This is a genomic window from Tropicimonas marinistellae (genome assembly GCF_001509585.1).
GTDB lineage: Bacteria > Pseudomonadota > Alphaproteobacteria > Rhodobacterales > Rhodobacteraceae > Tropicimonas > Tropicimonas marinistellae.
Window position 1 is genome coordinate 16,320 of sequence record NZ_LNCI01000003.1, and the last position, 15,065, is coordinate 31,384.

19 protein-coding genes are annotated in these 15,065 nt (G+C 63.3%); 10 read left to right on the forward strand and 9 right to left on the reverse strand.

Features of this window, described 5'->3' with window-relative positions:
* The first annotated feature begins 92 nt into the window (after positions 1-92).
* Both ARC39_RS06270 and ARC39_RS06275 read left to right on the forward strand, forming a co-directional pair.
* On the forward strand, positions 93-692 hold the full coding sequence (locus tag ARC39_RS06270) for a class I SAM-dependent methyltransferase (RefSeq protein ID WP_078059116.1): 600 nt from the start codon (positions 93-95) through the stop codon (positions 690-692).
* Positions 693-765: 73 nt separating this feature from the next.
* Positions 766-2,142: an MATE family efflux transporter gene (locus ARC39_RS06275; RefSeq protein WP_068111770.1), complete on the forward strand. Its 1,377-nt coding sequence runs from the start codon at positions 766-768 to the stop codon at positions 2,140-2,142.
* 19 nt (positions 2,143-2,161) lie between these two features.
* On the opposite strand, the gene ARC39_RS06280 is transcribed toward ARC39_RS06275, so the two are convergent.
* The 3 genes from ARC39_RS06280 to ARC39_RS06290 form a co-directional block, all read right to left on the reverse strand.
* Entirely contained in the window at positions 2,162-3,106 is a 945-nt protein-coding gene (locus ARC39_RS06280; RefSeq protein ID WP_068111773.1) for a hypothetical protein, read from the reverse strand.
* Positions 3,107-3,121: 15 nt separating this feature from the next.
* A complete protein-coding gene (locus ARC39_RS06285; RefSeq protein WP_068111776.1) occupies positions 3,122-3,538 on the reverse strand; it encodes a hypothetical protein in 417 nt (138 codons plus the stop codon).
* Between the two features lie 110 nt (positions 3,539-3,648).
* Complete coding sequence (locus ARC39_RS06290) at positions 3,649-4,851, reverse strand: pyridoxal phosphate-dependent aminotransferase (protein WP_068111779.1); 1,203 nt, start codon at positions 4,849-4,851, stop codon at positions 3,649-3,651.
* Between the two features lie 98 nt (positions 4,852-4,949).
* Here ARC39_RS06290 and ARC39_RS06295 point away from each other — a divergent pair, with 98 nt between their 5' ends.
* The 3 genes from ARC39_RS06295 (at position 4,950) to ARC39_RS06305 (ending at position 6,210) form a co-directional block, all read left to right on the forward strand.
* Positions 4,950-5,351, forward strand: coding sequence for a helix-turn-helix domain-containing protein (locus tag ARC39_RS06295; protein ID WP_068113162.1), 402 nt, complete (start codon positions 4,950-4,952; stop codon positions 5,349-5,351).
* On the forward strand, positions 5,348-5,623 hold the full coding sequence (locus ARC39_RS06300; RefSeq protein ID WP_068111783.1) for a succinate dehydrogenase assembly factor 2: 276 nt from the start codon (positions 5,348-5,350) through the stop codon (positions 5,621-5,623). Before ARC39_RS06295 ends, ARC39_RS06300 begins: the two co-directional genes overlap by 4 nt.
* 89 nt (positions 5,624-5,712) lie before the next feature.
* Positions 5,713-6,210: a MarR family winged helix-turn-helix transcriptional regulator gene (locus tag ARC39_RS06305; protein ID WP_068111784.1), complete on the forward strand. Its 498-nt coding sequence runs from the start codon at positions 5,713-5,715 to the stop codon at positions 6,208-6,210.
* Between the two features lie 291 nt (positions 6,211-6,501).
* On the opposite strand, the gene ARC39_RS06310 is transcribed toward ARC39_RS06305, so the two are convergent.
* The 4 genes from ARC39_RS06310 to ARC39_RS06325 all read right to left on the reverse strand — a co-directional run bounded on the left by ARC39_RS06310 (position 6,502) and on the right by ARC39_RS06325 (position 10,451).
* Positions 6,502-7,308 carry a DUF1194 domain-containing protein gene (locus ARC39_RS06310; protein WP_236545138.1) on the reverse strand — a complete coding sequence of 269 codons (807 nt, stop codon included), beginning with the start codon at positions 7,306-7,308 and terminating at the stop codon, positions 6,502-6,504.
* Positions 7,309-7,393: 85 nt separating this feature from the next.
* Positions 7,394-7,822, reverse strand: coding sequence for a VOC family protein (locus tag ARC39_RS06315; protein ID WP_068111787.1), 429 nt, complete (start codon positions 7,820-7,822; stop codon positions 7,394-7,396).
* An 87-nt stretch (positions 7,823-7,909) separates the two neighbouring features.
* Complete coding sequence (locus tag ARC39_RS06320) at positions 7,910-9,370, reverse strand: surface lipoprotein assembly modifier (RefSeq protein WP_149866340.1); 1,461 nt, start codon at positions 9,368-9,370, stop codon at positions 7,910-7,912.
* On the reverse strand, positions 9,348-10,451 hold the full coding sequence (locus ARC39_RS06325; RefSeq protein ID WP_068111794.1) for a hypothetical protein: 1,104 nt from the start codon (positions 10,449-10,451) through the stop codon (positions 9,348-9,350). The genes ARC39_RS06320 and ARC39_RS06325 overlap by 23 nt, the downstream gene beginning before the upstream one ends.
* Before the next feature lie 199 nt (positions 10,452-10,650).
* Here ARC39_RS06325 and thyX point away from each other — a divergent pair, with 199 nt between their 5' ends.
* From thyX to ARC39_RS06350, 5 genes are all read left to right on the forward strand, one after another.
* On the forward strand, positions 10,651-11,556 hold the full coding sequence (gene thyX / locus ARC39_RS06330) for an FAD-dependent thymidylate synthase (protein WP_068111797.1): 906 nt from the start codon (positions 10,651-10,653) through the stop codon (positions 11,554-11,556).
* Between the two features lie 1,025 nt (positions 11,557-12,581).
* Positions 12,582-12,971 carry a TraR/DksA family transcriptional regulator gene (locus ARC39_RS06335; protein WP_236545139.1) on the forward strand — a complete coding sequence of 130 codons (390 nt, stop codon included), beginning with the start codon at positions 12,582-12,584 and terminating at the stop codon, positions 12,969-12,971.
* A 68-nt stretch (positions 12,972-13,039) separates the two neighbouring features.
* On the forward strand, positions 13,040-13,438 hold the full coding sequence (locus ARC39_RS06340; protein WP_068111803.1) for a DUF2177 family protein: 399 nt from the start codon (positions 13,040-13,042) through the stop codon (positions 13,436-13,438).
* A gap of 61 nt (positions 13,439-13,499) precedes the next feature.
* On the forward strand, positions 13,500-13,826 hold the full coding sequence (locus tag ARC39_RS06345) for an arsenate reductase family protein (RefSeq protein ID WP_068111806.1): 327 nt from the start codon (positions 13,500-13,502) through the stop codon (positions 13,824-13,826).
* Between the two features lie 93 nt (positions 13,827-13,919).
* Positions 13,920-14,213 carry a hypothetical protein gene (locus tag ARC39_RS06350; protein WP_068111810.1) on the forward strand — a complete coding sequence of 98 codons (294 nt, stop codon included), beginning with the start codon at positions 13,920-13,922 and terminating at the stop codon, positions 14,211-14,213.
* Between the two features lie 37 nt (positions 14,214-14,250).
* Here the strand turns inward: ARC39_RS06350 and ARC39_RS06355 are convergent, their stop codons facing one another.
* Positions 14,251-14,565, reverse strand: a complete 315-nt coding sequence (locus ARC39_RS06355) for a hypothetical protein (protein WP_068111814.1) — start codon at positions 14,563-14,565, stop codon at positions 14,251-14,253.
* A 212-nt stretch (positions 14,566-14,777) separates the two neighbouring features.
* The gene (locus ARC39_RS06360; RefSeq protein ID WP_068111817.1) at positions 14,778-14,984 is read right to left on the reverse strand and encodes a cold-shock protein; all 207 of its coding nucleotides are present in this window, start codon (positions 14,982-14,984) and stop codon (positions 14,778-14,780) included.
* Between the last annotated feature and the right edge of the window lie 81 nt (positions 14,985-15,065).

Genomic DNA, 15,065 nt, shown 5'->3' on the forward strand with positions numbered 1-15,065 from the left:
TGATTTCGTCTATTCTGTCAGGAATGCGCGGAAGGGGGAAGGGGGTTGCCCGGCGTACAGCCATGCGGCCCCGTGCGAAGGGGAGAACCGCCATGTGGAACGAACGTTACGACCGTCCTGATTACTTGTTCGGCAAGAAGCCGGCGGGGTTCCTGGAGGCGCATGCCCATGTGATCCCGCCGCGCTCCACGGTGCTGTGCGTGGCCGACGGGGAAGGGCGCAACTCAGTCTACCTTGCGGGGCTCGGTCATCGGGTGACGGCCTTCGACATGTCCGGGAACGCGGTAGACAAGGCGCGCCGACTGGCTGCCGAGGCGGGCGTCGAGGTGGCCTTCCACGAGGCCGACGTCGAAAGCTGGGATTGGGGAGAGAAAACCTGGGACGCGGTGGTCGCGGTTTTCATCCAGTTCGCCGGACCGCCGCTGCGGACGCGGATCTTCGAGGACATCGCACGCAGCCTGCGGCCCGGTGGGCATCTGCTCCTGCATGGCTACGCGCCGCGGCAGGTATCCTTCGGTACCGGAGGGCCGCCGAATGAGGCGAACATGTACACGCTGCCGATGCTGGAAACGGCATTCCCCGGTTGGCATGTGTTCGACGCCGCCGATTACGACGCGGAGATCGAAGAAGGCGAGGGCCATTCGGGACTGTCGGCCCTGATCGATTTCGTCGCCGTGAAACCGGCCGGCTGACATCCGCCGTCCGATCTGACGCCGATGCAGGACCGGGCTTGCCCCGCAGGGATTGCCCGATTAATGGGCGGTCATGTCCTCCGTCATGTCCTATCCCGCGCACACCCGCGCATTGCTCACACTCGGCCTGCCCCTGATCGGCGGGCATCTGGCGCAGTTTGCCATCCAGGTGACCGACACGATCATGATGGGTTGGTACGACGTGGAGGCGCTGGCCGCGATGGTGCTCGGGGGGTCGGTCTTCTTCGTCGTGTTCATCATGGGCTCGGGATTTGGCCTCGCCGTCATGCCGCTGGTCGCAGCCGCCAGCGAAAACGCGGAGGGCGCGGCGCAGGTGCGCCGGGTAACCCGCATGGGGCTGTGGCTGTCGGCGCTCTTTTCCACCGTGGCGCTGGTGCCCCTGCTAAGGGCCGAACCGATCCTTCTGGCCATGGGGCAGGAGCCGGAACTGGCGCGACAAGCCGCGCAATACCTCGCCATTGCCGGTTGGGGGATCGTGCCCGGCCTCGGCGTCATGGTGCTCAAATCCTACCTCTCGGCGCTGGAGCGTACGCAACTGGTCCTATGGGTCACGCTGGCGGCCGCAGCGGCGAACGCAATGATCAATTACCTGCTGATCTTCGGGAACTTCGGTTTTCCCGAGCTTGGCATCCGCGGCGCTGCCATCGCGTCGGTTTCGGTCCAGATCATCTCGGTGGCGGGGCTGGCGGTCTACGTCGTTCATGCCTTTCCGGAACACCAGCTGTTCGTGCGGCTGTGGCGGCCGGACTGGTCAGCCTTCAGGCAGGTGTTCCGGCTAGGGTGGCCGATCGGGCTTACCAATCTTCTGGAGGTCGGATTGTTCGCCGCATCGGCGATCATGGTGGGCTGGCTGGGGGCGATCCCGCTTGCGGCCCATGGAATCGCCATTCAAGTCACCTCGGCGACCTTCCTCGTGCACCTTGGCCTGTCCAACGCGGCAACGATCCGAACCGGAAAGGCGCTCGGCCGCGGAGACATGGCAAACCTTCGCCGGACGGGGCAGGTGACGGTATTCACCTCGCTCGTGTTCGCTGGCCTCGCGGTCGCGGCATTCCTGATCTGGCCAGACGTGCTCATGTCGCTGTTTCTCGACCCCGACGACCCGCGCAAGCCGGAAATCGTTGCCATTGGCGTCGGTCTCATGGCCATGGCGGCCCTGTTTCAGTTTGCAGATGGCGGTCAGGTCGTTGCGCACGGCCTGTTGCGCGGGGTGCAGGACACGCGTGTACCGCTCGCGATTTCTGCCGTGGCCTATTGGCCGGTCGGCATCCTGTCGGGCTACGTCCTCGGCTTCCCGATGGGCTTTGGCGCCATTGGCGTCTGGGTAGGGCTCGTGCTGGGGCTGGTCGTTGCCGTCGTCGCGCTCATGTGGCGTTTCTGGCGCAGCGCGCTTCCGGTTGCCGCACGACGGCATGGCGCCATTCCGTGACACCGGCGCGGCACTGAGATCACTGCGGATGGCGCTTGCGATACAGGTCGAGTACCTCGGCAATCGCCTCCGAGAGCGGATCGAGGCTTCGGCTGACCGGAAGCGTCTCCGGATCCTGCAAGACAAGCTCGAGCTTCTCCTGTACCTCCTCGCGTCGATCCGCATATTCGGCAATTTGCCGGCGGCCGAACCCTGCCACCTGGTACTTCGGGCCCGGGAGTTTTTTCAACGACTCCATCAGCTCCAACGGCCTGTCCGGGGTGCCGGGTGGGAACATCCGGTTGAAGACGAAGAGCGCGCGCACGGCGTTTTCCGACATACCCTCGTTTGCCCGGACTTCCTTCAGACCGAGCGCGGCGAGCGTGGTCGCCCCGAGGTGTTCGAGTAGGCTATTGCAGATGCCGCGCCCGATTGCGTCTTCGAAGCGAATGAACGTGGTCGCGTCCCTGCCGAACGCCCCGGCAACCCTGAGCGGGATATCGACCACGCGGGCCAACGCCATGCGAAAGGTCGTCGGCCTGATGTTTCGGCCGGCCCTCGCCATTTCCTGCGAGTCCGAGCCGATCCAGGATTGAAGGTCGCGATAGAAGTAGACGGCCACGACCTCTCCGTGGCGCGAGAAATGCGCGCGCATCGCGGCCATTTCGTTCTGTTGCAACTTGCACAGGAACTCGCTCGAAAGAACGATTGTCGGGGATGGCGACGCCTCGATTTTCCTGTCGATCTCTTTCAGAACGTCCTGGTCCCGCTGGCGGATCTCCGCGTCAGACAAGCCGCACTCGCGGTTGCGCACGAAATCCGACTTGTTCTCGAGAAATGCGGAATAGAGATGCGGGTAGGGCCCCGCGGGGCCGATGAACCGGACACCTTCGGCCGCCAGAGCGTCCCGGTGTTTCGCGAAGCTCTTCTGAAGCGTGGTGGACCCGGTCTTGTGCGCCCCCATGTGAAGAACGATCTTCCGCATCGTGCGCCGCCGCCCTTAGGCCTCTTCGGCGCCGCGGGCCTGAAGAACCCGGTTGGCCTTCTTGCGGACGAGCATCGAGCGCAGGTCGTGCATGGCCAGCAACAATGCGTCGGTGACCGCTTCGAGCTCTTCGTCGGTCGCCTTGGACTGCGCCCATTGGGTTGTCAGGTTCAGATGGTCGACGGTGCGCAGGATGTCGTCGATCTCGCGCTGCTTCAGGTGCCGCTGGCGCTCCTCCATCCAGGCACGGATCGCCGTGGTGTCGCGCTCGTCCAGCTCTCGGTTGCCCTGCGGTTTGATCTCGCCGTTGCGGATGTTGGCAACCGCGATCTGATCCATCTCGATCCGCCGCTGGCGGTTTTCGGTTTCGATCCGAAACACGGTCGCGCCGTTGTCGCGCACGCGAAAATAATACTCAGGAAGATCGCTCATCGGCTCTGCGTCCGGGCTTCGTTGCGTCGCGCCACACTAGGTGCGTGGCGCGACAGTGTCAAAGGCACGCAAGGCGCAGGACGCCGCCCGGGGCCGGGCGGCGCGGCCATTCAGTTGAGGCTGGCACAGAAGCTCTGGATCCGGCCGCAGGCCTCCTTGAGGTTCTCGTCGGAAGTGGCGTAGCTCACCCGGAAACAGGGCGAGAGCCCGAAGGCTGCGCCGAAAACCACGGCGACGCCGGTTTCCTCCAGAAGCGCCTTGGCGAAGGTCTCGTCACTGTCGATCTCGGTGCCGGCGGCGGTCTTCTTGCCGATGCAGCCCTCGATGGAGGGATAGACGTAGAAGGCACCTTCCGGGGTCGGGCAGGTGATGCCGTCTATCGCGTTCAGCATCTCCACCACGAGGTCGCGTCGGCGTTTGAACGTCTCGTTGTTCACCGGGATGAAATCCTGCGTGCCGGTCAGCGCTTCGAGCGCCGCCCACTGGCTGATGGAGCAGGGGTTGGAGGTCGATTGCGACTGGATCTTGCGCATCGCCGCGATGAGCTTCTGCGGCCCCGCGGCATAGCCGATCCGCCATCCGGTCATCGCATAGGCTTTCGACACGCCGTTACAGGTGAGCGTGCGGTCGTAGAGGCCGGGCTCGACCTGCGCAGGCGTGGTGAACTCGAAATCGTCGTAGACGAGATGCTCGTACATGTCGTCGCTCATCACCCAGACCTGCGGATGGCGCATGAGAACGTCGGTCAGCGCCTTGAGCTCGGCGCGGGTATAGGCCGCGCCGGTCGGATTCGACGGCGAGTTGAAGATGAACCACTTGGTCTTCGGCGTGATCGCGGCTTCCAGCGCCTCCGGCGTCAGCTTGTAGGCAGTCTCGGCGCCCGCCTCGGCAATCGCCGGCTCGCCGCCTGCCAGCAGCACCATGTCGGGATAGCTCACCCAGTAGGGCGCCGGGATGACCACCTCGTCGCCGGGGTTCAACGTTGCCATCAGGGCGTTGTAGAGGATCTGCTTGCCGCCGGTTCCCACGCTCACCTGTGCCGGTTCGTAATCCAAGCCGTTGTCGCGCTTGAACTTCTCGCAGATCGCTTTCTTCAGCTCCGGAATGCCGTCGGGCGCGGTGTATTTCGTCTTGCCCGCCTCGATCGCCGCCTTCGCCGCGGCCTTGATGTTGTCGGGGGTATCGAAGTCCGGCTCGCCCGCGCCAAGGCCGATGACGTCCTTGCCAGCAGCTTTCAGCTCGTTCGCAAGCGTCGTGACAGCGATGGTCGGCGACGGTTTCACCCGGTCGAGGGTCGCGGAGAGAAAGGACATGTACGGCCTCCGGTGGTTGATTGTGACAAATGGTCCGGCCGCTTCTTAGGCTTGCGCTCGAAGGCGTTCAAGGATTAACCGACGACATGGAGAACAGCATGGACGATACATCGGACTGGTACAGCGCCGAACGGGCGACCTTCGGAGACCGGGTGGCCGGCGCGCGCGAAGCGCTTGGCATGAGTCAGGCAGATATGGCCAAGCGCCTCGGCGTGAAACTCAAGACCGTGCGGGGGTGGGAAAACGATCTCAGCGAGCCGCGGGCGAACAAGCTGCAGATGCTGTCTGGCATCTTGGGCGTGTCGCTGATGTGGTTGCTGAACGGCGAGGGCGACGGCCTGGAAGGCCCTTCGGAGGAGCAGACCTTACTGGTACCCGAAGTCCGTTCGCTGTTGCTGGAGATGCGGCAGATCCGCTCGGAGGTCGACGATGCGGCGGACCGTCTGGCGAGGGTAGAGAAAATGCTCAGGGTTGCGTTGCTGGAGGCTGGAAAGGAATGACCGAAGAAAACCGTGTAGACCGCCTGAAACGCCTGCACATGCGATCCTGGCGACGCGGCATCAAGGAGATGGACCTCGTTTTGGGCAAGTTCAGCGACGACGAGCTGGAACGCCTGTCGGAGGCCGATCTCGACCTGTATGATTTGCTTCTGCACGAGAACGACCAGGACATGCTTCGCTGGATCACGGGCCAGGACCCGGTTCCGGAACGCTATTCGGCGTTGTTCGCGCGGATCGCCGAACACGCACGTAACAGCGGGGCCGCCAGCTAGCGCAATCGAGCCATTTTTCGATCTGGTTTAACGGCTTATTTGGAGATTGTCGCGTAGGACCATGGGCAGAAGCCAAGGCGGAGGCCCATATGAGTATTCACAGTAGCATGCGTGCGGGCCACGAACAGGGGTTCATGTCCGGATACCTGGAAACGCTCGCATTGGTGGAGCGGCTGCACCGGTTGTTGCTGGACGTGATCAAGGACGAGTTCGAGCGGGTCGGTATCCTGGACATCAATGCGGTTCAGGCGCTGCTGCTATTCAATATCGGCGACAACGAGGTAACGGCCGGCGAATTGAAAACGCGCGGCTACTACCAGGGGTCCAACGTATCCTACAATCTCAAGAAGCTGGTGGAGACGGGCTACATGCACCATCAGCGTTGCGAGATCGACCGCCGGGCCGTTCGTGTGCGGCTGACGGAAAAGGGCAGGGGCATTCGGGGCATCGTGAACGAATTGTTCGAACGTCACGCGCGGGGCTTGATCGAACGCGAGGTCATCGGCTTCGAAGGGCTGGAAGATATCACCATGTCGCTTCGCCGGGTCGAGCGCTACTGGACGGACCAGATCCGCTACATTTACTGAAGTTTTTTCCGGGCGCCGACATGGCGTTCGGCAGGTCGACGGGCTTGAGTGGGCGCCCGCTTGACCCTCGGCAATTGTCGTGCCCTTGGGCAGGCGCGACAATTGCCGTGCTTTTTGTTCGTCGGCAGCCACGTGGGTACTTGCAACGAGGATAGTCAAAGCACCGCCTCGGATGCGGAGCCCGCCGGCGTTTGGCGACCGCGGCATGACTCAGGAGTGATCGGACGGGTTTGCGTTGAAAACGGAGTCGCGAAGCGGGTGGCAACCAAAAATGGGGCCAAGTGCCCTGCATCATGGTCGATGCGCGGTGGCACTTCGAACCTCTGACGACACTGCGGTCATGCCCGGAACGGGTTTTGTGACGTCTGGCACGGATATTGTGACCTCTGGACCGGGCGCGGCATTCCTTGATCCGGGGGCCGTTGTCCCCTCAGGGGGGCGCGAGGTGGTCGTGTTTCGGTTTCGCGCACCGATGTTGCCCAGAACGATAACATCGAGTTCCCGGATGAGTTTGCGGCGCATCGCCTCCGCAAATGCAGTGTAACCGTCGGCCAGTTCCACGAAAGCGCCCCTGCCGTAGATCACGTGATGCCGGAAGTAGCGGAGCAAACCCTGCGTTTCGCCCGCCATTGCGCCGAAGGCCGTGCTGTACCCGGGGCCGATGACCAGAGCGTTGACTTGCATGTCCGATAGATGCGGCCGGGCATCCTGCGGACGCGGACCATCGTTGTTGCGCCCGTCTCCCGAGATGTCGATGACGCGTCTTGCACAATCGGGCCCCTCATCGGCGCGGTCCTGGCCGAACCGTAATGCCGCCCCGATCGCAGTGCTGACGGGGGCTTCTCGCCGCGCGGTTTCGCGCAGCAGATCTGCGACAGCTGCGACGTCGCGCTCGGCCTGCATGGTCCACCAATCGACCAGAACACGCTGGTAGCCGTGTCCGCTCCACTCGTAGACAGAGAGCACGACAGGCACCGCGGGCATGGAGAGCAGCGCTGCCTGTACCTCGGGCTCTTCCAGCGCCCACGCCAACCCGTCCATCTGTAGTCGGTACTCGCTCGCATCGACGGACCCGGACACGTCGAGCGCCAGTTGCAACGACAGCCTGCACGACGCCTGCGCCGTGCCGGCCAGGGCCGACAGGGCGGCGATGGCCAGCCCGCCGGCCAGCCGGGTCAGAGCCTTACCAGTGACCGGTGTTCTCCATGCTTGTCCATGGTTCGGCCGGCGCCAGCGCGTCGCCCATCTGCAGCAGTTCGACTGAGATGTTGTCGGGCGACCGCACGAAAGCCATGCGCCCGTCGCGCGGTGGCCGGTTGATGGTTACGCCATTGTCCATCAGATGCTGGCACATCTCGTAGATGTTCCCCACCGCATAGGCGAGATGCCCGAAATGCCGGCTGTCCGAGGGCAGGCCCTCGTCGCCGTCCCAATTGTACGTCAGTTCCACAGGGCACTCCGGTTGGCCCGGTGGCGACATGAACACGAGCGTGAAACGGCCGCCCTCGCTCTCGGTGCGGCGGGTTTCCTCCAATCCGAGCAACTCGAAGAAAGCTATGGATTTTTCCAGGTCTTTGACGCGCACCATCGTGTGCAGATATTTCACGTCCACCGCGTGTCTCCCTCGCGTTTCCGGTGAAGATACACTAGCGCGCGGCACGCGCATGGCAACCGGGATCGACCCGGAGGAGGGCGATGGTCAAAACGCGGAGCGGAAGCCGAAGTTCACACCTGTCTCGACGATGTCGAAACGGTCCAGGTTGGAGCGTGTCTCGGCATGGCTGATCGTGACGGTCGGTGAAAACCCGTAGTAGTCGATTTCTTCGAACCAGAGCCGCATGGCGAGGCGCCCGCGAAGATCCTCTCGGTTCGTTTCGTATTCGAAAATCGGAAGAACGGTCGTGTCGTCGCCAATCGTCACCGGATCACCCAGCCTGTATTGCGGGTACTCGGGGTAACGTGTCTTCTGCACATCCGCTTCAAACGTGATCCGGACGCCATGGATTGGCTCGGCAAGCGTGTATCCGACGCCGCCATGAATGCGGTCTCGCTTCAGAGACCTTTCTCGGGAACTGGTGTCGAGGATCCCCATCGAGAGCCGCAGGCTGGCGCCGCTTTGTAGCTCGTGGAAAAGCGTGGCGTTGGCGCTGAGTGTCTGAGACGTGGCATCGTCGGTCACGCGGCGGAAACCTTCTGCGCCGGCGTCGAGACGAAGAATGGTCGACTTGTTCAGGACGAAGGGCTTCGCGATGCCTGCACGGGTATAGCGCGAGTAATCCTCCAGGCCGTACCAACTGCGCCCGGACAGAAGATTGAACTCCAGCGGCGTTTTCCAGTCGTCGGCGCGCCACTTGTGAACGAGGCCCAGGGCGACGGACGAATAGGCGTAGTCGCTTCCCGATGCATCCGGTGCTTGTGCCTGCGCGTCGTCCGAGAGCGCGTAGGTCTGGCCGAAGAGATGCAGGCCTGCGGAGGTCTCGTGCCGCTCGCCTTCCGAGAAGCGATAGCGCGTGGTCAGACCGCTGGTGAGCTGAAGCCCGGAAAGCGCGCGGGCATCTCCGGATATCGCGCCCTGGTTGCCGCCCGAACTGATCGTGTCATTGGCCGATCCGTTGTTCACATTCGACGTCGGGGAGACGGAGAAACTGAGATTCGTGGACCAGGGGTTCCGGTCACGCACGTAGCGGTAGTCTCGGGCCGCGATGGCCTTTGCCTCTTCGTCGGGTGCGTACTGCGCCGCCATGCGCAGCCAGAGTTGCGAGCGCGTGCGTGCTCCCTTGGACGCATAGGCCTGGGCCCGGACCATCGCGGCCGCGAAGATCTCCTCGTCGGTATCGGCGAGACCATACGCCTCGCGCGCGGCGTCGAGCGCGGCGTCGTAGCGGCCGAGGTCGCGCAACGCCTGCGACTTCAGGATCAGCGCGTCGATATCCTGAGGATCGCGACTGAGCAGCGCTTCGGCCAGTTGCAGAGCCTGGTTCGGCTGTCCGGTCTGCAGGGAGAGCTTGGCGGCGGCCCGCATTTGCGGCGGGGTCAGCGTTACCGGCTCCGCCGAAGCGGCAATGGCGCCCCCCAAAACTAGGGAGGCGCCAAGAAGAAGGGAAAGCAAGCGGCGGGTGCCGGGCCCGCGCTGCCCGTTATCGGCTGAGGATAAAGCCACCGGTTTCTCGCACGGTCACGCTTTCGTAGCGGGGGTCTTCGCTTTCGACGACGATCACGCCGACGATTTCCTCTGCGTCGTCCCCGGAGATCACAGCGTAGTAGTTGCCCGACTCGAACTCTTCCAGCGAGTCGCCTGTGCCCGGCTTCCAGGAGTTGATCTCGCCCGCAATCTCGCCGTTCTTGTCCAGATGGCCCGGGCCAACCTTGAAGATCAGGGTCGGAAGGGCTGTCACCGTGGAGCCGGTATCGGCTGCAAGTGCATCGAGGATGTCTTGCGTAACTTCGTTGCCGTCGATGTCGAAGATCGCGCGGTCGGTGACGTAGCCTTTCACCGCGCCGCCGTTGTCGAAATCCTCGAAGTCGATGTCGACATTCATCGTACCGGTGGAGTATTCCACGCCGTCGCGGCCGTTGAAGTCGCGCAGGCCGGCATAGTCGCCCTCGTAGGTGGCCTGGCCTTCGGTCGGCAGCACGACGCTCCCGTCACGCTCGTAGATGAAGCCGCCATACCCGTAATCCACGTAGGCACCAGTCCGCACGATCGCAAACCGCGTCGCGCCGGACCGGCTCACGCCGTAGATCGCCTTGTGCGGGAACTGCTCGATCTCTTCGCCGGAGAGAGGGTCGACGACCGTGTCCACCGCCTCGTAGACCGCGAAGGGCCCGAGGCTGCCAACGGCCACGCCGCGGGTGTAGGGGGTCGCTTCCGTGCCGTCGAAACCGAGGTTGTTCACCAGGAAGGTGTCGGTGTCGGAATCGTAGCTGACCTGCCGCGCAAATCCGGTGCCGGCATCCTCGTCATAGGCCTCGTAGCGGATGATGCCCTTCTTGGCCGAGGGGCTCGTGGTGCCCGGCGGCAGATCGCTGTCGCCGTCGATGCTTCCGTCGTCGCCGTCATCGGTGTCGTCGCCGTCGTCACCGTCATCGGTATCGTCGCCGTCGTCACCGTCACCGGTGTCGCCGTCGTCCCCATCTTCGGCGGTATCCTCGCCGTTGAAGACAGGGTTACTGCCGCTGCCGTCGCTGCATGCCGCAAGCACACCAAGCAGCGCTAGGATTAGCGCCAGGTTCTTTGTCATTGGACTGCTCTGCCTCGGTTCGTTTTGCCCAATGGTGCGCAAGCCCGGGCCGGCAAGTCAACTGTCAAGCCATTGACGATACGCGATTCGCCCCACCTGTGACTCTTCTGCGTCCACCACCGCATATGGAGGTTTTCTGCGCCGCGATCCATAGATATGGTGTGCGCAACACCCCACCGAGACAGAAGGGAATCGCCCCATGCCGCTGACCGAAGACCAGATCGCCGAAATCGCCGCCCAACGGTCGGTAAGCCAGCCCACGATGCGCGCAACCGCGCCGGGCATGGAGAAGCATCTCTACACGGCATACGAGGTGCTCGACCACGGTTTCGTACGGGTCATCGACTACATGGGCGACGATGCCGCCATCGTCCAGGCGGCCCGCGTCTCCTACGGGGCGGGGACGAAAAAGTCCCGCGACGACAGCGGCTTGATCCGCTACCTGATGCGGCACTGGCACTCCACGCCCTTCGAGATGTGCGAGGTCAAGTTGCATGTGAAGCTGCCGGTTTTCGTGGCGCGCCAGTGGATCCGCCACCGCACCGCCAACGTCAACGAATACTCGGCGCGTTACTCCATCCTCGACCGGGAATTTTACATCCCCGCGCCGGAACAGCTCGCCGCGCAATCGACCGTGAACAACCAGGGCCGCGGTGCGGTACTGGAAGGGGCCGAGGCCGCGAAGGTGCTGGAGATCCTGAAGGGCGATGCCGGCCGCGCCTACGATCACTACGAGGAAATGCTGAGCCAGGAGGGCCAGGCCGGGCTGGCGCGGGAACTGGCGCGGATGAACCTGCCGGCGAATGTCTACACCCAATGGTACTGGAAGGTGGACCTGCACAACCTCTTCCACTTCCTGCGCCTGCGGGCGGACGAACACGCGCAATACGAAATCCGCGTCTACGCCGAGACCATCTGCAAGATCGTCGCCGACTGGGTGCCCGCCGCCTACGGCGCCTTCGAGGATTACCGGCTGGGCGGGGTGAACCTCTCGGCGAAAGCCTTGGACTGCGTGAAACGGATGCTGAAGGGGGAAGCGGTGACGCAGGAGAACTCCGGGATGTCCAAGGGGGAATGGCGGGAGTTTGAGGGGTTGCTGGGGTGAATTCCGAGGCGAGTGTACCTCGTATTGTCGCATCAGCCGCAAGTTCTACTGCGTTCCTAAGCGCTTTTTTTGGCTGTTTCTTGGCGTCGTGGCTGGTGCGCTCATTCAGCACTACCTGAATTGGCTTTCTGGCCGTCGGCAAGCGAAGCTGGCTTTCGAAGCGCTAAAGACAGAAATTGCTCACAACATAAAGGAGGCCAATGCCGTAAAAAAAGTTGGCGGAGCTGCGAGAGGACATTGGTAGTGGTCAGTTAGAAGAATCTAATTTGTTCGTTCCCATGCATAGGTTTGACTATTTGGCGATCTCTCCGCTCGTCAAGTCCGGCCATTTTTATGTCCTCCTGGGGCCTGAACGATTTTCTCAATACCTTGAATTCATGTATTTATTTTTAGTGTGCAATGCCGAGATATCCACCCAACAGATGAGGCGTTACCACAGTGAAAATAGATCAATTTCCTATATTAAATGGCTGGATGAAAAGGCTGAAAGGCTAATATCAGAGCTTACAGAGATAGGAAGTGGAAAGATTCGACGTGGGCGTTTAATCACCTAGTGGTCCGCCCGGGCGACCAGCCCGGGCCGCGCCCGACCCTCCCCCCGGGAGGGCGCTTTGGCGATGCGGCACGCCGCACGCGCGTCATCCGGGCTTTCGAGATAAAGCGCCGACCACGGGCGGGGCGGACGCCCACCCAGGGTCGGGCGCGGCCCTTCCCGCGCTTGGTTGCGTTTGAGATCGAGCGGGCACGGTTGGTTCGTCCCGAACCGCCCCGCGGGAGGGCGCTTTGGCGACGCGGCACACCGCACGCGCGTCCTGCGGGCTTTAGATACAAAGCGCGGACCTCGGGCGGGGCGGACGCCCTCCAAAGGGGCGGGTGCGGCCCTTCTCGCTCCGGGGCGGACGGCCTCTCGTGTGGGGGATTTGCAGCCGGGGCGCGTGACGGTCAGGAGCCAGCTGATTACCCGCGCCCCGCTGCCTGCCCGGTGTAGCGCCCAATCCGTTAGCGTTGCGTAAACGCGCCGCGCGATGCTCCGGTGCTCGGGGCGGCGGCTTGCGCAACGCTGCGGGGCCTGCCACCCTCCGGACATGACCGATGCCGAGATCCGCCAGCGCCTGATGGACCGCCTTGCCGCCCTCGATGCCGAGGATGCGGCCTCCGCCCATGCGCGGGCCGTGGTGGATCTGGACCAGACGTCCACCGGCCGGCTCTCCCGCATGGATGCGTTGCAGCATCAGGCGATGGCGCAGGCGCAGGCCCGGCGGCGGGCGGGGGAACGGCTGCGCATCCGGGCGGCGCTGGAGCGGCTGGACGATGGCGAATACGGCTATTGCACAGATTGCGGCGAGGCGATTGCGCCGGACCGGCTGGCGCTCGACCCGGCACTGGCGCGCTGCGCAGATTGCATGCGCGGCTAGCGGCCCCCTCCTTCGAGACTGCCTTGCCACGCCAGATCCCGGCGCTAGGTCGCCGAAAGGAGGTAGCGATGACCATTCTCACCCTGTTCCTGGCGACCGGCCTGATCTTTCTCGCGCTCGACGCGGTGATGCTGAGCACTGTCTTGCGCCCGCTCTTTGAGCGCCACCTGGGCGAGGGGCTGCTCGACGATCTGCGGCTCGGGCCGGCGGTGGCCTTCTATCTGCTCTACATGGGCGGGCTCATGTACTTCGTCTCCCTGCCGGCGCTGCGGGCGAATGCGCCGACGGCTGCGTTGTTGAATGGCGCGCTGCTTGGGTTGGTGGCCTACGGGACGTATGAATTGACGAGCTATGCGGTGATGCGGGATTGGCACCTGTCGATGACACTCGTCGACATGGCCTGGGGGGCGGTTTTGACCGGCGTGTCGGCGTGGGGCGGCGTGCTGGCGGCGCGGGCCATCGGCTGAGCTTGCCTCGACGGGCGGGTCGTGGCACGCAGCGAACGACGAATAGACACCGGAGACCGCAATGATCCTCTACGGCCTGCCAACCTGTGACACCTGTCGAAAGGCGAAGAAAGCATTGGAGGCCGGCGGCTACACGGTGACGTTCCGCGATGTCCGCAAGGAGCCGCTGACCACGGAGGAATGGGCGCCGCTACTGGCGGAGTTCGGCGAGGCCCTGGTCAACCGCCGCTCCACCACCTGGCGCGGGCTGACGGAGGCCGAGCGCGCCGCGTCGGCGGCGGCATTGCTTGCGGAACATCCGGCGCTGATGAAACGCCCGGTTTGCCAGGAGGGAGAGACCGTGAGCCTTGGGTGGGACGCGAAGGCGCGCGCAATGTGGAAATTGTGAAGGGATTGGTACCCAGGGTATAGAATTCGCGCCTTGATCGTCGTCATAAGACTGTTACAGTTCTAGCCTTGCAACAGTTGAGGACCGATTCCAGTGCGCCTCGTTACCCTGATCTGCGCCTTCCTGCTTCCCACGGCACCAGCCATCGCCCGGTCGCCGATTGCCGATGTTATTTGCGCCCCCACGGACGAGATGCGTGAAAAACTGTTACGGCAATTCGGGGAGGTTCAGCAGGGGACGGGGCTCCGGGGCCCCGATCAGGTTATGGAACTCTGGTCGGGTGCCTCCGGGGACTGGACATTGGTGATGACCTATGCGTCGGGACAGTCCTGTATCGTCGCGATGGGCGAGCATTGGGACGGCCCAGTTTACCCGCGTGAGGGGTAACGGCGCGGCCTCGCGCCCGCCTCAGTCCGCCAGCAGGTCAGGCCGTTTCGGTCTCGCGAACACTCACCGGTCCGAAGATCTTGTCTTCTGCCCGTTTGCGGAGAACGGCTGAGATATCCGGATTCTCGTGTTCCCAGGCGCGGAACCGTTGATCACCCTTTTTCTGAAGTGCGGCGTGCAACGATCTGGAACCGTTGTCGTACTCCGATCGCTCCGCGGGGTTCAGGAAGTGCCGAATCACGACGTCGCGCTCCGCCCAGGCGGCCGTGGCGGCTTCGTCTGGCAATGCACCTGTAAGCGCAAAAAACGTATGCGCCTCGTACAACGCCAGTATGGCCTTCAGGTTCGGCATTTTCCTGTCTCCTGCTCATCGGGCTCGGAGACGCGGACCCTTTGGGGGGCATCAGCCACACGGCCGCGCCTCCTCCCAGTAACGTTATGCGGGAGAAGATAGCACGGTTCCGCTCATGGGAAACCCGCAATTGCTGCAATGCAGCAATGCAAGCGGGCGAACGACAGCCGCGCCGGGTTTCGCGCGGCTGCTAATCTTGAAAAGTTACTTGTTTACAATGCTTTTAGGTCTGTCGCTGAAGAGCGGCCGTCGCGGCCTTCACGTAGTTCGTAAGCGATCTTCATGTTGTCGGCGAGGCCGGTCATGCCGGCGCGTTCCACGGCGCTGATGTGCACGAACACATCCTTGCCGCCTTCGTCGGGGGCAATGAAACCATAGCCCTTGGTGGTATTGAACCATTTCACGGTGCCCGTCGGCATATCCCGCGTCTCCTTCGTCTCATCTTAGTCCGCCCGCGAAATTGCGGCGGCGTGGTCACGGAGCCGATCAGTCTCGCAGTG